Annotated in this window: 19 protein-coding genes, 1 pseudogene and 1 riboswitch; of the genes and pseudogenes, 10 read left to right on the forward strand and 10 right to left on the reverse strand. The window is 75.0% G+C overall.

The window, feature by feature from the left end; translation table 11 throughout:
- Positions 1-34: 34 nt before the first annotated feature.
- Positions 35-2,065, reverse strand: a complete 2,031-nt coding sequence (locus BLT39_RS05795) for a glycogen debranching N-terminal domain-containing protein (protein ID WP_091060327.1) — start codon at positions 2,063-2,065, stop codon at positions 35-37.
- A 127-nt stretch (positions 2,066-2,192) separates the two neighbouring features.
- On the opposite strand from BLT39_RS05795, the gene BLT39_RS05800 reads away from it, so the two are divergent.
- The 4 genes from BLT39_RS05800 to BLT39_RS05815 are packed head-to-tail and all read left to right on the forward strand — an operon-like array spanning position 2,193 to position 6,600.
- Entirely contained in the window at positions 2,193-3,263 is a 1,071-nt protein-coding gene (locus BLT39_RS05800) for a LacI family DNA-binding transcriptional regulator (RefSeq protein WP_091060330.1), read from the forward strand.
- A 52-nt stretch (positions 3,264-3,315) separates the two neighbouring features.
- Entirely contained in the window at positions 3,316-4,554 is a 1,239-nt protein-coding gene (locus BLT39_RS05805; RefSeq protein WP_091060333.1) for a sugar ABC transporter substrate-binding protein, read from the forward strand.
- Entirely contained in the window at positions 4,551-5,705 is a 1,155-nt protein-coding gene (locus tag BLT39_RS05810; protein WP_091060336.1) for a carbohydrate ABC transporter permease, read from the forward strand. Before BLT39_RS05805 ends, BLT39_RS05810 begins: the two co-directional genes overlap by 4 nt.
- Before the next feature lie 7 nt (positions 5,706-5,712).
- The gene (locus BLT39_RS05815; RefSeq protein ID WP_091060339.1) at positions 5,713-6,600 is read left to right on the forward strand and encodes a carbohydrate ABC transporter permease; all 888 of its coding nucleotides are present in this window, start codon (positions 5,713-5,715) and stop codon (positions 6,598-6,600) included.
- Here BLT39_RS05815 and BLT39_RS05820 read toward each other — a convergent pair.
- Both BLT39_RS05820 and BLT39_RS05825 read right to left on the reverse strand, forming a co-directional pair.
- Positions 6,597-7,712, reverse strand: coding sequence for an NDMA-dependent alcohol dehydrogenase (locus BLT39_RS05820; RefSeq protein ID WP_091060341.1), 1,116 nt, complete (start codon positions 7,710-7,712; stop codon positions 6,597-6,599). The two genes, BLT39_RS05815 and BLT39_RS05820, sit on opposite strands and share 4 nt — an antisense overlap.
- Positions 7,713-7,716: 4 nt before the next feature.
- Complete coding sequence (locus tag BLT39_RS05825; protein WP_091060345.1) at positions 7,717-9,240, reverse strand: phytoene desaturase family protein; 1,524 nt, start codon at positions 9,238-9,240, stop codon at positions 7,717-7,719.
- 227 nt (positions 9,241-9,467) lie between these two features.
- A riboswitch (cyclic di-AMP (ydaO/yuaA leader) is annotated at positions 9,468-9,613 on the forward strand.
- A gap of 105 nt (positions 9,614-9,718) precedes the next feature.
- On the opposite strand from BLT39_RS05825, the gene BLT39_RS05830 reads away from it, so the two are divergent.
- The 3 genes from BLT39_RS05830 (at position 9,719) to BLT39_RS05840 (ending at position 12,519) form a co-directional block, all read left to right on the forward strand.
- Entirely contained in the window at positions 9,719-10,738 is a 1,020-nt protein-coding gene (locus tag BLT39_RS05830) for a C40 family peptidase (protein ID WP_242658187.1), read from the forward strand.
- Positions 10,739-10,850: 112 nt separating this feature from the next.
- The gene (locus BLT39_RS05835) at positions 10,851-11,189 is read left to right on the forward strand and encodes a DUF3817 domain-containing protein (protein ID WP_242658188.1); all 339 of its coding nucleotides are present in this window, start codon (positions 10,851-10,853) and stop codon (positions 11,187-11,189) included.
- Between the two features lie 10 nt (positions 11,190-11,199).
- Positions 11,200-12,519 carry a serine hydrolase domain-containing protein gene (locus BLT39_RS05840; RefSeq protein WP_091060353.1) on the forward strand — a complete coding sequence of 440 codons (1,320 nt, stop codon included), beginning with the start codon at positions 11,200-11,202 and terminating at the stop codon, positions 12,517-12,519.
- A 36-nt stretch (positions 12,520-12,555) separates the two neighbouring features.
- Here BLT39_RS05840 and BLT39_RS05845 read toward each other — a convergent pair whose 3' ends face one another.
- The 5 genes and pseudogenes from BLT39_RS05845 to BLT39_RS05860 all read right to left on the reverse strand — a co-directional run bounded on the left by BLT39_RS05845 (position 12,556) and on the right by BLT39_RS05860 (position 15,120).
- Positions 12,556-13,074 carry a hypothetical protein gene (locus BLT39_RS05845; RefSeq protein ID WP_207507653.1) on the reverse strand — a complete coding sequence of 173 codons (519 nt, stop codon included), beginning with the start codon at positions 13,072-13,074 and terminating at the stop codon, positions 12,556-12,558.
- A 38-nt stretch (positions 13,075-13,112) separates the two neighbouring features.
- On the reverse strand, positions 13,113-13,943 hold the full coding sequence (locus tag BLT39_RS23455; RefSeq protein ID WP_341349860.1) for an alpha/beta hydrolase: 831 nt from the start codon (positions 13,941-13,943) through the stop codon (positions 13,113-13,115).
- A pseudogene (locus tag BLT39_RS23460) lies at positions 13,923-14,081 on the reverse strand (alpha/beta fold hydrolase); the annotation flags it as partial. The gene BLT39_RS23455 and the pseudogene BLT39_RS23460, both read right to left, overlap by 21 nt.
- Before the next feature lie 60 nt (positions 14,082-14,141).
- Complete coding sequence (locus BLT39_RS05855) at positions 14,142-14,621, reverse strand: hypothetical protein (protein ID WP_091060359.1); 480 nt, start codon at positions 14,619-14,621, stop codon at positions 14,142-14,144.
- A 28-nt stretch (positions 14,622-14,649) separates the two neighbouring features.
- Positions 14,650-15,120, reverse strand: a complete 471-nt coding sequence (locus BLT39_RS05860; RefSeq protein WP_207507655.1) for an Lrp/AsnC family transcriptional regulator — start codon at positions 15,118-15,120, stop codon at positions 14,650-14,652.
- Positions 15,121-15,250: 130 nt separating this feature from the next.
- Here BLT39_RS05860 and pdhA point away from each other — a divergent pair, with 130 nt between their 5' ends.
- From pdhA to BLT39_RS05875, 3 genes are read left to right on the forward strand one after another with little or no spacing between them, the layout of a single operon-like run.
- Positions 15,251-16,372: a pyruvate dehydrogenase (acetyl-transferring) E1 component subunit alpha gene (pdhA, locus tag BLT39_RS05865; RefSeq protein WP_242658189.1), complete on the forward strand. Its 1,122-nt coding sequence runs from the start codon at positions 15,251-15,253 to the stop codon at positions 16,370-16,372.
- Positions 16,369-17,343, forward strand: a complete 975-nt coding sequence (locus BLT39_RS05870) for an alpha-ketoacid dehydrogenase subunit beta (RefSeq protein ID WP_091060368.1) — start codon at positions 16,369-16,371, stop codon at positions 17,341-17,343. Before pdhA ends, BLT39_RS05870 begins: the two co-directional genes overlap by 4 nt.
- Position 17,344: 1 nt before the next feature.
- Positions 17,345-18,868, forward strand: coding sequence for a dihydrolipoamide acetyltransferase family protein (locus BLT39_RS05875; protein WP_091060372.1), 1,524 nt, complete (start codon positions 17,345-17,347; stop codon positions 18,866-18,868).
- Positions 18,869-19,057: 189 nt separating this feature from the next.
- On the opposite strand, the gene BLT39_RS05880 is transcribed toward BLT39_RS05875, so the two are convergent.
- Together BLT39_RS05880 and BLT39_RS05885 are read right to left on the reverse strand one after the other, a co-directional pair.
- Positions 19,058-19,318, reverse strand: a complete 261-nt coding sequence (locus BLT39_RS05880; protein ID WP_091060375.1) for an HPr family phosphocarrier protein — start codon at positions 19,316-19,318, stop codon at positions 19,058-19,060.
- Between the two features lie 82 nt (positions 19,319-19,400).
- On the reverse strand, positions 19,401-21,509 hold the full coding sequence (locus tag BLT39_RS05885; RefSeq protein ID WP_091060378.1) for a PTS fructose transporter subunit IIABC: 2,109 nt from the start codon (positions 21,507-21,509) through the stop codon (positions 19,401-19,403).
- Positions 21,510-21,532: the final 23 nt, after the last annotated feature.

Raw genomic sequence — 21,532 nt, forward strand, 5'->3', positions numbered from 1 at the left:
CCCACTCCACCACCCCGCGCGCGGCGGCGCCCGGTCAGCCGAGCACGACCTCCCCGGAGAAGCCGGTGACCTCCACCTCGCCGGACGCCGACACCGCGACGGTGACCTCGTCGGCGCCGATCCGCAGCCCCTCCACCCGCAGCGCACCCAGCGGCGCCGGGCGCAGCGGGGCGACCTCCAGCCGCCCGGCCGGGACGTCGGGCCGCAGCCCGAGCACCGCGGTGAGGACGGCGACGGGGGCAGCGGCCGACCAGGCCTGCGGGCGGCAGGACGCCGGGTAGGCCAGCGCCCGCCGGACCTCGGTGGCCGGGTCACCGGCGAACAGCTCCGGCAACCGCTGGTCGAAGGACTCCCCGGCGGCGAGCACCCCACGGGCCAGCGAGGCCGCGGGGGCGGCGTGGCCGTCGCGGGCCAGCCCGGTCAGCGCGATCGCGGTGTCGTGCGGCCAGACCGAGCCGCAGTGGTAGGTCAGCGGTCCGTAGCCGCCGGCCGTGGTGGCCATCGTGCGCAGCCCGAACCCGGAGTCCAGGGCGGGGGAGCCGAGCCGGGCGGCGACCTGGGCGGACTCGTCGGCGTCCAGCAGCCCGGTGCCCAGCAGGTGGCCCATGTTGGAGGCGGGTGCGTCCACCGGGACCTTGGCGCCGTCCAGCGCGATCGCCGGGTAGCGGCCCTCGTCGTCGCCGACCCAGAAGGCGTCGCGGAACCGGCCCCGCAGGTCGGCGGCCCGGTCCCGCCAGCGCTGGGCGCCGGGCCGGCCGAAGGCCTCCAGCAGCGCGGCGCCCCCGAGGGCGGCCTCGTAGGCGTAGGCCTGCGCCTCGCACAGCGCGATCGGTCCGTCGGCGATCCGGCCGTCGACGAAGCGCACCGAGTCGTGGCTGTCCTTCCAGCCCTGGTTGGCCAGGCCGGTGCCGGTGCGGTCCAGGTACTCCAGGAACCCGTCGCCGTCGGGGTCGGCGTCGGTGGCCAGCCACCCCAGTGCCCGCTCCAGCGGGTGCAGCAGGGCCTCGACCTCCGCCGCGGGCAGGCCCCACCGCCAGGCGTCGTGCAGCAGGCAGACCCACAGCGGGGTGGCGTCGACGGTGCCGAAGTAGACCGGCGGCAGGAACGGGGTGACCCCCTCCTCCGCGACCGGGGGACGGCGGATCTCGTGCAGGATCTTGCCCGGCTCCTCCCCGGTCGCGTCGTCGCGGCGGGCGCCCTGGCGGGCAGCCAGGGCGCGCAGCGTGCCGCCGGCCAGCTCGGTGCCCAGCGGCAGCAGCAGCCGCGCCGTCCAGAGGCTGTCGCGGCCGAACAGGGTGAGGTACCAGGGCGCCCCGGCGGCGGTGAAGACGTCGTCGGGCTCGGTGGTGGTGACCATCCGCAGCCCGGCCAGGTCCTCCAGCGACTGCGTCAGCAGCGGGGCCAGCCGGGAGTCGTCGCAGGTCACCCGGGGGGTCGACCAGGTGGACGGCGTGGGTGCGGCGGCGGTGACCCCGCCGGGGTCGACGACCGTCACCGACCAGTCCAGGCAGACCTCGCCGCGGGCCGGGACCTCGACGGTCCAGCTCAGCCGGCCGGAGTCGCCCACCGCCTCCAGCCCCGGGACGGCGACGGCGACGCCGCGGCCGGTCCAGCCCTCGCCGTCGGGGGCGACCAGCGGGCGCCGGTGCCCGCTCTTGACCTCCTCCACGGTGGCCAGGTCGGTGGCCAGGGTGAGGACCACCTCGGCGTGCACCGGCCGGGCCGCGGTGGACACCAGGCGCAGGGTCTCGGCCAGGCCGTCGGGGCCCAGCACCCGGGTGGTCTCCAGCCGCAGCGTCGGGTCCGGGCCGGGGTCGCCGAGGCCGCGCAGCACGGCGACGTGCCGGCTGGTGCCGGTGCCCGTGGCGCCGCCGCCGATGCCGTCGGGACGCCGGCCGGCCACCGTCACCCCGACCTCCGACAGCACCCGGACGTCACCGCAGTAGACGCCCTCGGCGCCCTGGCCGCGGACCGCGCCGTCGCTGGCCGACAACACGCTCACCGGTGCCCGCAGGCACACGTCGAGCTCGTGCACGGTCGGCTGGAGGCCCGGGTCGCTCGTCATTCGACCGATCCAACCCGATCACTGCGGCGACGCACAAGCCGGGTCCAGAGCCGACTTGACATCGGCCGTGCGGCGGCGCACTGTGCCAGCCATCACTTTGGATCGGTCAAATCGAGGGAGGTGCGAGGTGGACCCTGACGACGGCGTCGAGCGCCCGACCCTGGCCAGCGTGGCAGCCCTCGCCCAGGTCTCGAAGCAGACCGTCAGCAACGTGCTCAACGCCCCGCACCTGGTCAGCGGGGCCACCCTGGACCGGGTCCGCGCGGTCATCGACGAGGTCGGCTACCGCCCGCTGCGGGCCGCCCAGCAGATGCGCAGCCACCGCTCCCAGCTGATCGGCATCCGCATCGACCCGGTGCGCGAGGGCCTGGGCGGCATCGTCCTCGACCAGTTCCTGCACGCCCTCACCCGCAGCGCCGAGGAGTCCGGCCACCGGATGGTGCTGTTCACCGCCGACGGCGCCGAGGGCGAGGTGGCGGCCTACGACGAGCTGGTCGCGGGCTTCGCCGTCGACGCCTTCGTGCTCACCGGCACCTCCCACGGCGACCCCCGCACCGCCTGGCTGCGCCGACGCCGGCTGCCGGTGGCCAGCTTCGGCCGGCCCTGGGACGACCCGACCGGGCGCAGCTGGGTGGACACCGACGGCGCAGCCGGCACCCGTGCGGCGACCGAGCACCTGGTGGCGCAGGGCCACACCCGGATCGCCTTCCTGGGCTGGCCGGTGGGCTCGGGCACCGGCGACGACCGGCGGTCGGGCTGGCTGGGCGCGATGGCCTCGGCCGGCCTGCCCGTCGCCGGCCTGGACGCCGGCCTCCCCGACGACCCCGCCGTCGCCCAGGCCGCGGCCCTGGGGCTGCTGGCCGCCCGCGGCGTCACCGCGCTGGTCTGCGCCTCGGACTCCCTCGCGCTCGGCGCGCTCGGCGCGGTGCAGGAGCTGGGCCGCCGGCCGGGCGCCGACGTCGGCGTCGTCGGCTTCGACGACAGCCCGGTGGCCGCGGCGATCGGGCTGTCCTCGGTCGCCCAGCCCGTCGCCGCCGCGGCCGCGGCCTGCATCGACCTGCTGCGCGCCCAGCTGGACCCCGGACCCGGGGACGACGTCGACGAGCCGGTGCTGCTCGCCCCCCGGCTGGTGGTGCGGGCGTCGTCGGAGCGCGGCGGCCCGCAGGCCGTCGTCCCCCCGGTCCTGCCGGCCCCCTGAACCCCCGACCGGCGGCACCGCGCCGCCGGCCACCTCGACGAGGAGGAACCCCGTGAGATCCCCGATCCGACGGTCCGCGCAGGCGGCGGTCGCCGTCGCCACGCTGTCCCTGGCCGCCGCGTGCGGCGGCGGGTTCGACGACGGCGCCCAGCAGCAGGAGTCCGGCAGCGCCTCGCTGACCATGCTCATCGCCAGCTCCGGCGACGCCGAGACCCAGGCCGTGCAGGAGCAGGTCGACGCCTACGAGCAGCAGTCGGGCAACACCGTCGAGGTCCAGGTGGCCGCCGACCTGTCGCAGGAGCTCGCGCAGGGCTTCGCCGGCGGCAACCCGCCGGACGTGTTCTACCTCGACGCCAGCCGGCTGGCCGACCAGGCCGACGCGGGCAACCTGTTCCCCTACGTGGACCAGGTCGACGACGCCGACGACTTCTACCCGAACCTCCTCGACGCCTTCACCTACCAGGGCACGCAGTACTGCCTGCCCAAGGACTTCTCCACCCTCGCGCTGGAGATCAACGACGCCGCGTGGTCGGCGGCCGGGCTGACCGAGGCCGACTACCCGACCACCTGGGACCAGCTGGCGTCGGTGGCGCAGCGGCTGACCACCGGGGGGCAGACCGGCCTGGTCGTCAACGCGACCCGGGACCGGGTCGGGGCGTTCATGGTCGAGGGCGGGGGCTGGTTCCTGTCCGAGGACGGCAGCGAGGTCACCGCGGACAGCCCGGAGAACCTCGAGGCGCTGCAGTACTTGCAGACCAACCTGCAGTCCGGCAGCTTCAGCTTCCCCGGCGACGTCGACGCCGGTGACGGCGTGGAGGCCCTGGGCACCGGCAAGGCCGCGATGACCATCGAGGGCAACTGGCTGGTCGGCGGCATGGCCAACGACTACCCCGACGTCGGCTACACCGTCGTCCCGCTGCCCGAGGGCCCCGGTGGCCCGGGCACCCTGTCGTTCACCAACTGCCTGGCGGTGGCCTCCGACAGCGACGCGCAGGACGCTGCGGTCGACCTCGCCACCTACCTGACCGGCGGCGACGCGATGACCGCGCTGACCCAGGACACCGGCGTGCTGCCCTCGCGCCAGTCGCTGGCCGACGCCTACCTGGAGCAGTTCCCCGAGCGCGAGGCCTACATCGCCGGGGCCGACTACGCGCAGGGCCCGGTCAACGCCCCGGGCGTGGAGCCGGTGCTGCAGGACTTCGACAGCCAGCTCGGCTCCGTCGAGACCGGTGACCCGGCCGAGATCCTGCAGTCCACCCAGACCAACCTCGAGCAGGCGATCGGCGGATGACCGCCGCCCCGGCCCCCGCGGGGGGCCTGCGGACGCGGCCCCTGCGGGGGTCGGGGGCGCCCGGCGCCTCGCGCGCGGGGCAGGGCCGGGCGGGCTGGGCCTTCGCCACCCCGCAGGCCGTGCTGATCGGGCTGTTCGTGCTCATCCCGATCCTCATGGCGTTCTGGGTGAGCCTGACCGACTGGCGCGGCCGCGGGTCGCCGTTCAGCGGCTCGGTGGGCTTCGTCGGGTTCGACAACTACGCGGCGATCCTCACCGAGCCGGGTCTGGCCCGGCAGGACTTCATGACCGCGCTGCGCAACAACGCCTGGTACGTGCTGCTGGTGGTGCCGCTGCAGACGGCGATCGCGCTGGGCCTCGCACTGGTGCTGAACTCGCGGATCCGGGCGAAGGGGTTCTTCCGGACCGCCTTCTACTTCCCGACCGTGACCAGCTCGGTGGCCATCAGCCTGGTCTTCATCTTCCTGTTCACCGGCGGCGGCGCGGTCAATGCACTGCTCGGGGTGTTCGGGATCGACGGGCCGAACTGGTTCAGCGACAGCCGCGGGCTGCTGCACCTGGTCGGCGACGGGCTCGGGCTGTGGGACTCGGCGAACCCGCCGGCGGCGCTGACCTCCGGCGGCCCGGCCGGGCTGACCTGGTGGGACTGGCTGTCCGGGCCGTCGATCGCGCTGGCCGCGCTCATCCTGCTGGTGGTCTGGACGTCGGCCGGCGGCTACATGCTGATGTTCCTGGCGGCGCTGCAGGACGTGCCCGCCGACGTGCGGGAGGCCGCCGTCATGGACGGCGCCAACCGGTGGCAGCGGTTCCGCGCCGTGACGTTGCCGGCGCTGCGGCCCACCCTGTTCCTGGTCACCACGCTGGGCCTGATCGGCACCTGGCAGGTGTTCGACCAGGTGTACCTGATCAGCCAGGGCAACCCGGCGAAGACGACCCTGACGCCGGCCTACCTCAGCTACACCTCGGCGTTCGAGGTCGGGCAGTGGGGCCGGGCCGCGGCGATGTCGTTCGTGCTGTTCGCGATCATCGTCGTGCTCACCACGCTGCAGCGGTTCCTCATGCGCGACAAGGACGCCGCCGCCGAGAGGAAGGCGGCCCGGGCGGCCGCCCGGCGGCGCACGTCCACGACCTTCTTCCACGCGGACCGGTGAGGCAGCCATGACCGCCGCCCTCGAGACACCCCCTGTCCGGACCCCCGCCCCCGCGCCGGCCCGCCGTCGCCGGTTCCCCGTGGGCCGGTTCCTCGCCTACGCGGTGCTGGTGTTCTTCGCGCTGGTCTACGTCTACCCCTTCGTCATCCAGGTGGTGACGTCGTTCAAGACCAACAGCGACGCGACGAACTCCCCGCTGTCGCTGCTGCCCGACCCGGTGACCACGGCGGCGTTCGGCCGGCTGTTCGACACCGACTTCGCCCTCTGGGGCTTCAACTCGGTGTGGGTGTCGCTGCTGGTCACCCTCGGCCGGGTGTTCCTGTGCTCGCTGGCCGGCTACGCCCTGGCGCGGCTGCGCTTCCGCGGCCGCTCGGCGCTGTTCACCGCCGTCCTGGCGGTCATGGCGGTGCCCAGCGTCGTGCTGCTGATCCCGAAGTTCCTGGTGCTCAACCAGCTCGGCATCTACGACACCCCGGTCGCGCTGTTCCTGCCGCTGGTCGCCGACGCCGCGGGCGTGTTCATCATGAAGCAGTTCTTCGAGAGCGTGCCGGCCTCGATCGAGGAGGCGGCCCGCATCGACGGCGCGGGCACCTTCCGGATCTTCTGGTCGGTGGTGCTGCCGATGGCCCGCCCGGCCCTGATCACGCTGACCATCCTCAGCTTCCAGGCGTCGTGGAACGAGCTGCCGCACTTCATCGTGGCCAGCCAGGACCGCGACCTCTACACGCTGACCAAGGGCGTGGCGACGCTGACCACCGGCCAGCTCGGGTCGGGCAACCAGTTCCCGCTCACCCTGGGCGCGGCGCTGCTGATGACCCTGCCGGTGGCCGTGGTGTTCTTCGTCTTCCAGCGCTACTTCGTCGCCGGCGCCAACGAGGGGGCGGTGAAGGGCTAGTCCGCGTGCACCAGCAGGCCGCGGATCGTCTCGCCCGCGGCCTGGTCGGCGAAGCCCTGGTGCAGCTGGTCCAGGGAGTACCGGCGGGTGACCAGCCGGTCGAGCTCGAGCTTCCCCTCCTCGGCCAGCCGCAGCAGCATCGGCACGTCGCGGTGGGCGTTGCAGCTGCCGAACAGCGCGCCCTGGATGCGGTGCTCGTAGGCGGTCACCCCGTTGCCCTGCAGCGACAGCGTGACGTCGGAGGCGACGTCGGCCAGGGCGGTGAGCACCAGGGTGCCGCCCTTGCCCAGGCAGCGGGCGGCCAGCCGGGTGCTCTCGGGATCGGTCGACCCCAGCGTCAGGACGACGACGTCGGCGCCGTTGCCCCAGGTCAGCTCGCGGGCCAGCGCCGCGGCCTCCTTCGAGCTCGCGACGGCATGGGTGGCGCCGACGGTGAGCGCGAACTCCCGCCGGAACGCGACCGGGTCCACCGCCACCACGTGCGAGGCACCGGCGTGCGCGGCGCCCTGCACCGCGTTGGCGCCCACCCCGCCGCAGCCCACGACCACCACGGTGTCCCCGGGCCGGGTCCCGCCGGCGTACACGGCCGAGCCCCAGCCGGTGGGGACGCTGCAGGCCATCAGCGCCGCGGTGTCCAGCGGCAGCCACGGGTGGATCTTGATGACCGAGGCCTCGTGCAGCAGCGAGTGCCGCGCGAAGGCGCCGACCATGCAGAACGCGCCCAGCTCCTCGCCGTCCAGCCGGAAGGGCCAGGTGCCGGTCGGCAGCTGACCGGTCGCGATGGTGGCGCCCAGGTTGCACAGGTTGGACCGGCCCGAGGCGCACCAGCGGCAGGTGCCGCAGGCGGGCAGGAAGCTGGCCACGACGTGGTCGCCGGGGGCCACCCGGCTGACCCCGGGCCCCACCGCCAGCACCCGCCCGGAGCCCTCGTGGCCGCCGACGATGGGGTACCGGCCGCCGGCGTTGGAGTGCCGGAGGTGCTCGTCGGAGTGGCACAGGCCCGCGTAGGCCATCTCCACCAGCACCTCGCCGGGGCCGGGGTCGCCGACCTCCAGCGTCACGAGCTCGTACTGACCACCCTGGCTGCGCAGCACTGCGCCGGTCGTCTCCACCGGCTCATCCCAGCAGATGCCGCGCCGCGGCGTACCCGCCGAGCCCGCTGACCGCCCCGCCGCGCACCGTCCCGCCCGAGGACGCCGACACCACGCGCGGGTGCGCGGTGCCCGCTCCCCAGCTGCCCGCCGGGTGCGCCTCGTCGGCCACCGGCCAGGCCAGGTCGCCGTGGAAGATGTGCCCGCCCGGCATGGCCAGCGAGGCCTCGACGTCCAGCGGGGACGCGGCCTGCAGGCACGGCCGGCCCTCGGCGTCGGTGGCCAGGCACCCCGCCAGCGGCTCCTCGAGCTGGGCGTCCAGCTGGGCGACCACCCGGCGCACGGCCTCCTCGCGGGTGCCCACCGGGTCGGCGGCGAACAGCCCGGCCGGGGTGTGCAGGCCGAAGAGGGTGAGCGTGTGCAGGCCGGTGCCGCCGGTGATCGACGGGTCGGTCAGCGAGTGGCAGTACACCTCGAACGGGATGGTGTCCGGCAGCGCCCCGGCCGCTGCCTGCGCGTACGCCGCGTCGATCTGGGAGGCGGCCTCGTCGACGTGGCAGGTGCCGCCGAAGGCCACCGAGGGGTCCAGGCCCGAGCGGGGCCGGGGCAGCCGGGTGAGCACCATGTTGACCTTGAGCTGGGCACCCTCCGGCCGCGGCCCGGGGGCGGCGCCGGTCAGCTCGTCGAGGACGGCGGGGGCGCAGCCGGCCACCACGTGCCCGGCGTCCACGGCGTGCGCCGTCCCCTCGTCGTCGGTCCAGTGCACCGTCACCCCGTCGGCGCGGGTCTCCACGGCGGTCACGGTGGCCCGGGTGCGCAGCTCCGCCCCGGCCCGCCGGGCGGCGTCGGCCATCGCGCCGCTGACCGCGCCCATGCCGCCCACCGGCACCCGCCACAGCCCGGTGCCGTTGCCCACCAGGTGGTACAGGAAGCAGCGGCCGGCCAGGCCGTCGGCGGCGTGCACGTCGGCGAAGGTGCCGATCAGCCCGTCGGTCAGCGCCACCCCGCGGGCCACGTCGGAGTCCAGGTGGTCGGCGACCACGTCGGCCAGCGGCCGCTCGACCAGGTCGCGGTACAGCTGCGGGTCGCGCAGCCGGCCCTCCAGCTCGCCCCGGTCGAGCAGCGGCTCGACGAGGGTGGGGGAGAGGTCCTCGGCCAGGGTGGCGAGCCGGCCGTAGAGGCGCTGCCAGCCCGCCCACTCGGCGTCCGAGCCGGTCAGCGCGCGGAAGGACGCCGCGGTCGCCGTGCCCGGGTCGCGCTCGACCAGCAGCGCCCGGTCGCCCAGCAAGGTCGCCGAGCTCACCGACCGGTCGGCGAGCTCGATGCCCAGCTCGAGGTCGGTCACCAGCCGGTCGGGCAGCAGGCTGACCAGGTAGGAGTAGGCCGAGAGCCGGACGTCGACCCCGGGGAAGACCCGCTCGCTCACCGCCGCGCCGCCGAGCCCCGCCCGGCGCTCCAGGACCAGCACCGACCGGCCCGCGCGGGCCAGGTACGCCGCGGCGACGAGCCCGTTGTGCCCTCCGCCGACCACCACCACGTCGTGACGCATCCCGGCATCCTGTCCCACCCGCAACAGGCGCAACGAGGTGGTCACGGGTTGTGAGCGTGCTCATGGCGTGTCCTCGGCGCGGGCGTGCGGAAGTCCACAAACGGAGGAGGGTGGGTTGTCACGACTGGGTTACGCACCTACCGTCGGGCCGTCCGGACGGATCGTTCCGCCACCCGCCAGGGGTGGCACCGGCCGGACGCCGCCGAACCACGGCCGCCCCCCGCACCACACCAGCACCACCGGGGCGCGCCAGGACCGGGGACCCACCGAAGCACTGGGGTGAAGCACCGACGGCCCGCGAGGGCCCACGTGCCGGGCGACCTTCCCGCCCGAATCCGTCAGCTAACCCGGTAGGCGGCCTGTGGGAAGAAAGGACCACCCGCCGCACATGGCGAGTACCAGCACGGCCGCGCGCCGCCCTGCCCTCCTCCGGGGGCGTCGCGCAGCGATCACCCTCCTCGCCGCCGCCGGGGTCCTGGTGACCACCGCCCCCGCGCAGGCCGCCCCCGGCGACACCGCCGAGCCCACCACCGCCGCCGAGGCCGCCCAGCTGGTCGCCGACCGCGGGCACCAGCTCGAGGTGCTGACCGAGCAGTTCAACGACGCCCGTGTGGCGCTCGAGACCGACCAGGCCGCCGCCACCCAGGCCGCCGCCGACGCGCAGGCCGCCCAGGCCGCCTACGACGCCGCCCGCGGCTCGGTCACCGACGTCGCCCGCACCGCCTACCAGGGCGGCAGCCAGCTCACCGGTCTGCAGACCCTGCTGTCGGCCAGCTCGGCCGGGGAGTTCGTCGAGCAGACGGCCACCCTGGACCTGCTCTCGCAGCACACCACCGACGTGCTCAGCGCGGCGCAGCAGGCCAACGAGGCCGCCGCGGCCGCCCAGCAGCAGGCCGACCAGGCCACCACCGACGCGCAGGCCCAGCTGGACGCGGTCAGCGCCCAGCAGGACCAGCTCAACGCCGAGATCGCCGACTACCAGGCGCAGTACGAGCGGCTCAACGCCGCGGAGCAGGCCGCGGTGCAGGCCAGCCACGGCGGCGGTGACACCGCCACCTCCCCCGCGTCGTCGTCGAGCTCCTCGGGCGGGTCGGACAGCTCGTCCGCGTCCGCCCCGGCCAGCACGGTGGTCGCCAACTCCGCCGCCGCGCAGACCGCCGTCGACACCGCGATGGCCCAGCGCGGCGACCCCTACGTGTGGGCCGCCTCCGGGCCGAACAGCTTCGACTGCTCGGGCCTGGTGCAGTACGCCTACGCCGCCGCCGGCATCTCGCTGCCGCACTCCAGCCGCGCCCAGGCCTCGATGGGCCAGGCCGTGTCGCGCGCCGACCTGCAGCCCGGCGACCTGGTGGCCTTCTACTCACCGGTCAGCCACATCGGCATCTACATCGGCAACGGGATGATGGTCCACGCGCCGACGTCCGGTGACGTGGTCAAGGTCGCCAGCATCGACGCGATGGGCTCCTCGCCCACGGCCTACCGCCGCCTCGCCGGCTGACACCCGCGCAGCTCCGGGGCCCCGGTCACCCTCGTGGTGACCGGGGCCCCGTGCTGTGCGGGGTCGGTCACACCCGGGGACCCCGGCGGCGCCCCGGTCGTTGCTCCCGGTCGTGGCCAGCCTCCTCGAACCCCGGACCGTCGCCCGCGCCTTCCGCGTCGTCGCCCTCGCGGAGGCGGTGAGCTGGGGGCTCCTGCTGGCCGGCATGTTCGTCAAGTGGGTGCTGCGCACCTCCGAGCTCGGCGTGCAGATCGCCGGGCCGATCCACGGCGGGGTCTTCGTCGTCTACGTGGTGCTGGCCGTGGTGGCCTGGCGGGTGCTGCGCTGGGACATCCGGACCGGCCTGCTGGCACTGGTCGCGTCCGTGCCGCCGTTCGCCACCGTCTGGTTCGAGCGCCGGGCCGTCCGCGCCGGTCGGCTGCCGGTCGGCCGGCCGGTCGCCACCCCCTAGCCTGCGGGTCATGCCCGACGTCGCCCCCACCACCGCCCGCACGCTGCTCGCCCGCACCGCCCGCGTGCAGCGCGAGGGCCGGGCCCCCGGCCTGGTCGCCGGGGTGGTGCGCGACGGCGGGCTGGCCTGGTCGGCCGGCCGCGGCGACGTCCCCGAGCCGCACGCCGACGTGCAGTTCCGGCTGGGCTCGATCAGCAAGACCGTCACCGCGGTCGCGGTGATGCGGTTGCGCGACGAGGGCCGGCTGGGGCTGGACGACCCGCTGGACCGGCACGTCCCCGGCACCCCGCTAGGCGACCGCACCGTCGGGCAGCTGCTCTCGCACCTGGCCGGGGCCTCCAGCGAGAGCCCGGGCGGCTGGTGGGAGCGGGTGCCCGGCGGCACGCTCGAGGAGCTGCGGCTGGGTCCCGAGCACGTGGTGCTCGGCGCGGCCCGCCGGTTCCACTACTCCAACCTGGGCTTCGGCCTGCTCGGCGAGCTCGTGGCCCGCCACCGCGGCCGGCCGTGGGCCGACGCCGTCGCCGACGAGGTGCTGCGCCCGCTCGGCATGACCCGCACGACCCCGCGCCCCTCGGGCACCGCGGCGCGCGGCACCGCCGTCCACCCCTGGGCCGACGTCGTGCTGCCCGAGCCCGAGCACGACGCCGGCGTGATGGACGCCGCCGGGCAGCTGTGGGCGACGCTGACCGACCTGGGCCGCTTCGCCGCGTTCCTGCTCGGCGACACCGGCGACGTGCTCGCCCCCGCGACGCTGGCCGAGATGTGCGTGCCGGCCGGCGTGGACTCCTCCGCGGCCGGCTGGTCGGCCTACGGGCTGGGGGTGCAGGTGATGCGGGTCGACGGCGCCACCCTCGTCGGGCACGGCGGCTCGATGCCTGGTTTCCTCGCCGGGGTGTTCGTCGACCGCGCCGAGATGGCCGGGGCGGTGATGCTGGCCAACACCACCAGCGGCCTGGACCCGCTCGTGCCCGGGCTGCTGGCCGACCTGCGCGCCGCCGAGCCGTGGGTGGGGCCGGCCTGGTCGCCGTCCCCTCCGCCGGTGCCGCTGGACGTGCTCGGCGTCTGGTTCTGGGGCCCGGCGCCCTACGTGCTGCGCGCCCAGGCCGGCGGCCTGCTGCACCTGGGCCCGCTGCCCGGCCGCGCCGGCCGGGCCAGCCGGTTCCTCCGCCGGGACGACGGCGCATGGGTGGGTCTGGACGGCTACTTCGCGGGCGAGGTGCTGCGCATCGCCGACGACCACCTGGACCTGGCCACGTTCGTGTTCACCCGCCAGCCCTACGACCCGGCCGCGCCCGTGCCCGGCGGCGTGGACCCGGTCGGCTGGCGCTGAGCCGGCTGGCGCTGGGCCGGCCGGCGCTGAGTCGGCTCAGGCGCGGTCGAGCGCGGCCAGCGTGGCGTGGGTGGCGAACCCGTAGGCCAGGTGCGGCACCACGTCGCTGGCCCAGTCGGTGGCCGACCAGGTGCGCGGGTCGCTGATGCCCAGGGCGGCCATCGGCCCGTTCGCGCCGACCAGGGCGCCCACCGTGGCGGCCAGGCCGCCGACCACCGGGGCCGGGCGGAACCCCGCGGCGCGGGCGAGCCCGGCCAGGACGCCGACCCCGACACCGGCGGCGATGCCGGTCAGGGGCCCCAACCCGGCGACGCGGTTGTCGCGGGTGTCGCCCTCGCCCGGGATCTGCACGTGCGCCTTGTCGGCCAGTGCCTCGACGGTCTGCTCGGGGGTGTCGCTGGTCCCGCGCCCGCGCAGCACCATGTCCAGGTAGGTGACCGTGTTGAGCACCGTCGTCCCCGCGGCGCCGGCGGCTGCCCCGCGGAGCACCCACCCGCCGGTGGAGATGCCGCGCCTGCCCTTGCCCACTGCGCCCAGGGGCGTCCGCTTCGCCATGGGCACCCGCTACCCGCTCCGGCGGGGGCGGGAAACGGTCACCAGCGGCAGACGGTGATCCGCCGGTCGGGCACCTGCCCGGTCGTGATGAAGGTGTTCACCGGGTCGTCGACGCACGGGTCGCCGCGGCCGTAGAGCACGTGCGGCCCGTAGAGCTGCACGACCGCGGCGTCGGCCGGCCCCGCCCCGGGGACGAGGTCGCGGAAGACGTCCTCGGCCCCGACGAACGGCGTGTTCGGGTCGGTGTCGGCGTTGAGCACCATGACCGGGTACGGCGGGTCGGTGACCGGGGCCGGGCGGTCGAAGTCCGGCGTGGTCGACGAGCCGGGCCAGAACAGGCAGTCCAGGTCGCCGTAGTAGGAGCCGCCCACCCGCAGCTGGTCGATGCCCTGCTGCGCGGAGACGTCGAGCCACTCGTCGAGCACGGCCCGCGGGTCGCCGCCCTGCGGCACGACGTCGTAGTCCTGGCACTCGACGGCGTAGAACAGCGCGTCGGAGAAGCTCGGGTCGGGTCCGCCGCCGGCGGCGTTGCCGAGCTCGTCGAGGCCGGACACGTCGCCGACCAGTGCCTCGTTCAGGGCGTCGGTGAACTCCTCGCGGCTGTAGGGGTCGCTGGTCGAGGAACCGGCGGCCGCGCGCAGGGTGAGGTCGTCGACGGGGTCGCCGCCGGGCGGGGTGACCGGCGCGTCGGCCAGCCGCTCGAGCAGGGCGTCGTAGCCGGCGGCCGTGTCCCCGGGAGCGGCGTCGGCGCAGACCGGGTCGGCGTCGCAGCGGGCGAAGGTCGCCGCGAGCACGTCGTCCCCGGCCCGCGCCTGCTCGACGGCGAACAGGGGCTGGTCGGTGCTCAGGTCGACGACGCCGTCCAGCACCAGCCCGGCGACCCGCTCGGGGTGGCCGGCCGCGTAGGTCTGCACGTACTGGGTGCCGTAGCTCTCGCCGTAGAGGGTCAGCTGCGGCGCGCCCAGCCACTGCCGGAGGTCCTCGAGGTCCTCCACGGCCTGGGTGGTGGCGTAGCGGGGGGCGTCGGCGGGGTCGACGCCGGCCTCGGCGAAGCAGTCCTCGCCGAACTACGTGCTGGCCTCGGCGAACTCGTCGCGGTCGCCGGCCGACGAGGACGCGTCGACCGGCACGTAGTAGCTGTCGTACGCGTCGTCGCAGCGGAACTCCTGGGAGAGCCCGATGCCGCGCTGGTCGAAGAACACCACGTCGAAGCCTTCGCGGACCTCGTCGGGGAAGGACTGCGTGTAGGCGTCGGCGGCGGCCAGCCCGCTGGAGCCCGGCCCGCCGGTGGCGGTGACGAGGACGCCGCGGCGCTCGCCCTCGGCGCGCAGCACGGCGAAGGTGACGTCCCAGTGCTCGCCGGCCGGGCGGGCGTGGTCCACCGGCACCGACAGGGTCACGCAGGAGAAGTCGCCGGCGCCGGTCGAGGGTGCGCAGGGCTGCTCGTCGACGAACGCCCAGCCCTCGGGCGCCGGGGACGCCGTCCCGTCGACGCGGCAGCCGGTGAGCACCAGCGCGGCGAGCACGAGCAGGGACCGGGACCGCACGGCGCACCCTAACCGGGGAACGCCCCGGTCAGGCCTGTGCGGCGCGCCTGAGCAGCGGGGCCATCCGGTGGTCGACGAACCGTCGCAGCGCCAGGTTGGTGTCGGTGCGCTGCACGCCCGGGATGGCCAGCACCTGCTCGCTGATCCGCCACAGGTCGTCGGCGTCGACCGCGACCACCTGCACCAGCAGGTCGGCCACGCCGGACAGCCCGATCACCTCGAGCACCTCGGGGATGTCGGCCAGGCCGGTGCTCACCTCGGCGAGCGAGGTCTGCACCACGGTGACGGTGATGTAGGCGGTGAGCCGGTAGCCCAGCGCCTCGGGGCGCAGCCGTCGCTCGAAGGGGTCCAGCGCGCCCCCGGACTCCAGCCGGGTCAGCCGGGCCTGCACCGTGTTGCGGGCCAGGCCCAGGGTCTGCGACAGCGCCATCACCGTGGCCCGCGGGTCCTCGGACAGGGCGAGCAGCAACCGGGCGTCGGTGGCGTCGATCCCGGGCACGCTGCTCAGTGTGCCACGCCACACCCGGCCTCGGGTGAACAATCTGCTCGGTCGAACACGATCTCCTTGCGCATCCCGACGCGGGAGTGATGTGCTGCACATGCAGGACCGCGACGTGAGGAGGACGACGGTGACCGCCGTGCGAGAGATGGTCGACCCGGTACCGGGGGCGGCCGCGCCCCACCTGCCGGCCCAGCCCGATCTGGTGCAGCTGCTGACCCCCGAGGGCGAGCGGGTCGAGCACCCCGAGTACTCCCTGGACGTCACCGACGAGGAACTGCGCTCCCTCTACCGCGACCTCGCGCTGGTCCGTCGCTGGGACGTCGAGGCCACCGCCCTGCAGCGCCAGGGCGAGCTGGGGATCTGGGCCTCGCTGCAGGGCCAGGAGGCCGCGCAGATCGGCGCCGGCCGCGCGCTGGGCGAGGCGGACATGGCCTTCCCGACCTACCGCGAGCACGGGGTCGCCTGGACCCGCGGCGTCGACCCGCTCGACGTCATCAGCCTCTTCCGCGGCAACGACCTCGGTGGCTGGGACCCGGTCGCCACCCGCTTCAACCTCTACACCGTCGTCATCGGCGCGCAGTGCCTGCACGCGACCGGCTACGCGATGGGCATCCAGCGCGACACCGCCGACGCGGCCGCCATCGCCTTCCTCGGCGACGGCGCGACCAGCCAGGGCGAGGTCAACGAGGCCTTCATCTGGGCGGCCACCTTCGACGCCCCGGTGGTCTTCTTCTGCCAGAACAACCAGTACGCCATCTCGGTGCCGATCGAGCGCCAGTCCAAGGTGCCGCTGTTCCAGCGCGCGGCGGGCTTCGGCTTCCCCGGCGTCCGCGTCGACGGCAACGACGTCCTCGCGGTGCTCGCGGTGACCCGGGCGGCGCTCGCCCGGGCCCGGGAGGGTTCCGGGCCCACCTTCATCGAGGCCTTCACCTACCGGATGGGCGCGCACACCACCTCCGACGACCCCACCCGCTACCGGCTGGCCGACGAGCTGGAGGAGTGGAAGCTGCGCGACCCGATCGCCCGGCTCAAGGCGCACCTGTCCCGCTCCGGCAAGGCCGACGCCGAGTTCTTCGCCGGCGTCGACGCCGAGGGCGACGAACTCGCCGCCCGCATCCGCAAGGGCACGCTGGAGATGCCCGACCCGGCCGGCACCGAGATGTTCGACCACGTCTACGCCGAGCAGACCGAGGAGATCGCCGCCCAGCGCGCCGCGTTCCTCGCCTACCAGGAGGGGTTCGAGAAGTGAGCACCCTGACGTTGGGCAAGGCGCTCAACACCGGCCTGCGCAAGGCGATGGAGGACGACCCGAAGGTCGTGCTCATGGGCGAGGACATCGGCAAGCTCGGCGGGGTCTTCCGGATCACCGACGGCCTGCAGAAGGACTTCGGCGAGGCCCGCGTCGTGGACACCCCGCTGGCCGAGGCCGGCATCGTGGGCACCGCGGTCGGGCTGGCCATGCGCGGCTACAAGCCGGTGGTGGAGATCCAGTTCGACGGGTTCGTCTTCCCCGCCTACAACCAGATCGTCACCCAGGTCGCCAAGATCCACGCCCGCTCGCGCGGCAAGCTCCCGATGCCGATCACCATCCGCATCCCCTTCGGCGGCGGGATCGGGGCGGTCGAGCACCACAGCGAGAGCCCCGAGGCCTACTTCGCGCACACCACCGGCCTCAAGGTCGTCGCGGTGTCCAACCCGGCCGACGCGTACTGGATGCTGCAGCAGGCCATCGCCCACCCCGACCCGGTGGTGTTCTTCGAGCCCAAGCGCCGGTACTGGGACAAGGCCGAGGTCGACCTCGACGCCGCGCCCCCGCCGCTGTTCAGCTCCCGGGTTGTGCGCGCCGGCGACGACGTCACGCTGCTGGCCTACGGCCCGATGGTGAAGACCGCGCTGCAGGCCGCCGAGGCGGCCGAGGCCGAGGGCCGCTCGCTGGAGGTCGTCGACCTGCGCACGCTCTCCCCGCTGGACCTGGCCCCCGTCGAGGAGTCGGTGCGCCGCACCGGCCGCTGCGTGGTGGTGCACGAGGCGCAGACCACGCTGGGCCTGGGCGCGGAGATCGCCGCCCGGGTCAGCGAGAGCTGCTTCCACTCCCTGGAGGCCCCGGTGCTGCGGGTCGGTGGCTACGACGTCACCTACCCGCCGTCCAAGCTCGAGGAGGAGTACCTCCCCGACCTGGACCGGGTGCTCGAGGCCGTCGACCGCTCGATGGGGTTCTGAGATGCCGGACCTGCGCCAGTTCAAGCTGCCCGACGTCGGCGAGGGCCTGACCGAGGGCGAGATCCTGCAGTGGCTCGTCGCCGTCGGCGACACGGTGACCACCAACCAGCCGCTGTGCGAGGTGGAGACCGCCAAGGCCGCCGTCGAGCTGCCCAGCCCGTACGCCGGCACGGTGGTCGAGCTGCTGCACGAGCCGGGGACGACGGTCGACGTCGGCGCCCCGATCATCACCATCGACATCGGCGGCGACGCGCCCGACGCGCCCGCCGACGACACCCCGGCCGCCGGCCTCATCGGTGGTCCGGCGCCGGGTGGGCGGACGTCGGTGCTGGTCGGCTACGGACCCCGCAACACCGAGGCGGTGCGGCGCCCGCGCCGGTCGGGCACCACGGTCGCCGAGCGGGCCACCGCGCCCGCCGCGCAGGCCCCCACCGCCGGGCAGGACGGTGCCGCCGTTCTGCCCGAGGCCGACTACGGGTCGGGCACCGACCGCCCGCCCCTGCTGGCCACCGCGCCCGACGCCACCAGCAAGCCGGTGCGGCACGGCGGGCTGGAGGTCGGCCGGGCCGCCGAGCAGCACGCCGCCGACACCGAGGCGGCCTCGGGCACCGCGGTCGCCCCCGGCCGGCGCGCGCCCCGCCCGCTGGCCAAGCCGCCGGTGCGCAAGTACGCCAAGGACCTGGGCATCGACCTGACCACCGTCACCGGCACCGGCGCGGGCGGGGTCATCACCCGCGCCGACGTCGACGCCGCCCGCTCGGCCGTGGTCGAGCCGGCGGCGGCCGAGACCGTCGTCCGGTTCCCCGAGGGCGACGGCGGGACCGCGGACCGCGAGCAGCGCATCCCGATCAAGGGCGTGCGCAAGCACACCGCCGCGGCGATGGTGTCCAGCGCCTTCACCGCCCCGCACGTCACGGAGTTCCTCACCGTCGACGTCACCCGGATGATGGCGCTGCGCGGCCGGCTGGCTGCGCGGCCGGAGCTGGCCGGCCTCAAGGTCAGCCCGCTGCTGTTCGTGGCCAAGGCGCTGCTGCTGGCCGCGCGGCGGCACCCGATGGTGAACAGCTCGTGGGACGAGGCGGCGCAGGAGATCGTGGTCAAGGACTACGTGAACCTGGGCATCGCGGCGGCCACCCCGCGCGGCCTCGTCGTCCCCAACATCAAGGACGCCGGCCGCCTGTCGCTGGCCGAGCTGGCCGGTGCGCTGGCCGACCTGACCGCCACCGCGCGGGCGGGGAAGACCTCCCCGGCCGACATGTCCGGCGGCACGATCACGATCACCAACGTGGGCGTGTTCGGGGTGGACACCGGGACGCCGATCCTCAACCCCGGCGAGTCGGCCATCCTGGCCTTCGGCGCCGTCCGCGAGATGCCGTGGGTGCACAAGGGCAAGGTGAAGGTCCGGCAGGTGACGCAGCTGGCGCTGTCCTTCGACCACCGGATCATCGACGGCGAGCTGGGCAGCCGGTTCCTCGCCGACGTCGGCGCCGTCCTGCACGACCCGGGCGTCGCCTTGGCGCTCTAGCGCCCGTCTGCGGGGCCCGCGCCCTCCGGGCACCTGTCGAGGGGGCCAGAACCCCGCGGTGCGACGTCGAGTTCGGGGTTCGCGGGGTCCTGGGCCCGTCGACGACCCCGCGAACCCCGGTCTCGGGGGCCGGGGACGACGAAGGCCCCCTCCCGCGGGTGCGGGAGGGGGCCGTCGGGGTCGTGCTGGTTACTCGGCGTCGAGGTCGCGCTCGACCATGCCGGCGATCTCGGCGAGGACGGCCTCGTCCTCGCTGCTGACCTCGACCTCGGCGCCCTTCTTGGCGCCCAGGGTCATGATCATCAGCGGGGAGCCGGCGTCGACCGGGTTGCCGCCGGGGGTGGCGAGGGTGACCGGCTTGCCGGACTTGCTCACCGCCTCGGCGATCAGGGCGGCGGGGCGGGCGTGCAGGCCGACGGCGGAACCGACGGTCACGGTCTTGCTGGGCATCGAGGGGGTCTCCTCTGCGTCGAGTGAGGTGCGGGGCGCGGGCGGGGTGGCCGCCCGCGCCCCGGGGTCGGGGTTGATCCTGTCAGCTGGCGGCGACGGCGGCACCCGTGGTGTTCACGGTGCTGCCGGCCATCGCGGCCTCGGTGGCCTCGGCGGGGGCCACCGGCTTGCGGCCGATGCTCTTGGCGGCGGTCACCGCGACGGCGCCGACGATGGTCCCGATGATCACCGCGAGGAAGAACAGCAGCGCGTTGCTCATCGCGAAGAACACGAAGATGCCGCCGTGGGGGGCCCGCAGCTGGACGCCGAAGCCGGCGACCAGGGCACCGGTGGTGGCACCGCCGAGCATCATCGAGGGGATGACCCGCAGCGGGTCGGCCGCGGCGAACGGGATGGCGCCCTCGGAGATGAACGAGGCACCCAGTAGCCAGGCGGCCTTGCCGTTGTCCCGCTCGGCCGCGGTGTACAGCTTCGGCCGGATCGCGGTGGACAGCGCCATCGCCAGCGGCGGGACCATGCCCGCGGCCATGACGGTGGCCATGATGACCAGCTGCTGGCGGCCGCCGTCGCCGGCGATCGCCGCGGTGAGGCCGGTGGTGGCGAAGACGTAGGCCGCCTTGTTGACCGGGCCGCCGAGGTCGAAGCACATCATCAGGCCGAGGATGATCCCGAGCAGGATCGCCGAGGCACCGGTGAGGCCGTTGAGGAAGTTGCCCAGGCCGGTCAGCGCCGCGGCCAGCGGGCGGCCGAGGAAGAGCACCATGATGCCGCTGGAGATCAGCGTGGCCAGCAGCGGGATGATCACGACCGGCTGCAGCCCGCGGACACCGGAGGGCAGCTTCCACGAGGCGATCCACTTGGCCGCGAAGCCGGCGATGATGCCGCCGACGACGCCGCCGAGGAAGCCGGCGCCGACGGTGCCGGAGACCGCGCCGACGACGAAGCCGGGCACGATGCCGGGGCGGTCGGCGATCGCGTAGGCGATGTAGCCGGCCAGTGCCGGGACGAGGAAGCCGAACGCCGCGCCGCCGAGCACGAAGCAGAGCGCGCCGAGGTAGCCGAGCAGGCCGTCGTTGAGGCCGGTGCCGGCGTCGGCGACCGGCAGGTTGAAGAAGCTGTTGTTCAGCGCCCAGTTCAGCGCGTAGCTCTGGCCCGACGCGGACGCCGGGTCGGTCAGCACGATCTGGTAGCCGCCGAGCAGGAAGCTCAGCGCGATGAGCAGACCGCCCGCGGCGACGAACGGGATCATGTAGCTGACACCGGTGAGCAGCCAGCGGCGGATCTCCGAGCCGACCCCCTGGCCGCCCGAGGACGACGCGGCGGCCGCGTCGGCGCCCGATCCACCGGGCACCCGGCGGGCGTTCGGGTCCTGCGCAGCGGCGAGCGCCTCGCGGATCATGACCTCGGGCTCCTGGATGGCCCGCTTGGTGCCCGACTGCACGACCGGCTTGCCGGCGAACCGGTCGCGGTCCCGCACGCCCACGTCGACGGCGAAGATGACCGCGGCGGCCTTGCTGATGACCGAGGGGTCCAGCGGGGTGGAGCCCGAGGAGCCCTGGGTCTCCACGTGCAGCTCGACACCCATCTCGCGGGCGGCGGCGGCCAGCTTGTCGGCGGCCATGTAGGTGTGCGCGATGCCGGTCGGGCAGGCGCTGATCGCGACCAGGGTCGGGCCGCCGGCGGCGGGCGCGGCGGCCGGGGCGGCAGCGGCGGCGGCCGGTGCGGCGGCGGTGGCCGGGGCGGGGGAGACGACGTCCTGCACCAGGGCGACGACCTCGTCGGCGGAGGAGGCGCCGCGCAGGGAGGCGACGAACTCCGGCCGCACCAGCGCGCGGGCCAGCGAGGACAGCAGGGTCAGGTGGTCGGCGTCGCCGGCCTCGGGGGCGGCGATCAGGAACACCAGGTCCGCCGGGCCGTCGGCGGCGCCGAAGTCGGCGCCGGGGCGCAGCCGGGCGAAGGCCAGCGAGGCCTCGGTGACGGCGGCCGAGCGGCAGTGCGGGATCGCGATGCCGCCGGGCAGGCCGGTGGCGACCTTGGCCTCGCGGTCCATCGCGTCGGAGTACAGGCCCTCGGCCGAGGTGGCCCGCCCGCTGCGGGCGACCAGCTCGGCGAGCTGCCTGATGACGGCGGTCTTGTCAGCGCCGGGGCTGACGTCGAGCGCCACCAGGTCGGTGGTGATCAGTGCGGACACGGGTGCTCCTGGTCGTGAAGGGG

This window comes from Klenkia brasiliensis, from assembly GCF_900100695.1.
GTDB classification, from domain to species: Bacteria; Actinomycetota; Actinomycetes; order Mycobacteriales; family Geodermatophilaceae; genus Klenkia; species Klenkia brasiliensis.

Excerpts from the sequence above, each read along its gene's own strand:
- BLT39_RS05795 (WP_091060327.1), bottom strand. The coding sequence starts at position 2,065 with ATGACGAGCGACCCGGGCCTCCAGCCGACCGTGCACGAGCTCGACGTG.
- BLT39_RS05810 (WP_091060336.1), top strand. The coding sequence starts at position 4,551 with ATGACCGCCGCCCCGGCCCCCGCGGGGGGCCTGCGGACGCGGCCCCTG.
- BLT39_RS05815 (WP_091060339.1), top strand. The coding sequence starts at position 5,713 with ATGACCGCCGCCCTCGAGACACCCCCTGTCCGGACCCCCGCCCCCGCG.
- BLT39_RS05825 (WP_091060345.1), bottom strand. The coding sequence starts at position 9,240 with ATGCGTCACGACGTGGTGGTGGTCGGCGGAGGGCACAACGGGCTCGTC.
- BLT39_RS05840 (WP_091060353.1), top strand. The coding sequence starts at position 11,200 with ATGCCCGACGTCGCCCCCACCACCGCCCGCACGCTGCTCGCCCGCACC.
- BLT39_RS05845 (WP_207507653.1), bottom strand. The coding sequence starts at position 13,074 with ATGGCGAAGCGGACGCCCCTGGGCGCAGTGGGCAAGGGCAGGCGCGGC.
- BLT39_RS05875 (WP_091060372.1), top strand. The coding sequence starts at position 17,345 with ATGCCGGACCTGCGCCAGTTCAAGCTGCCCGACGTCGGCGAGGGCCTG.
- BLT39_RS05880 (WP_091060375.1), bottom strand. The coding sequence starts at position 19,318 with ATGCCCAGCAAGACCGTGACCGTCGGTTCCGCCGTCGGCCTGCACGCC.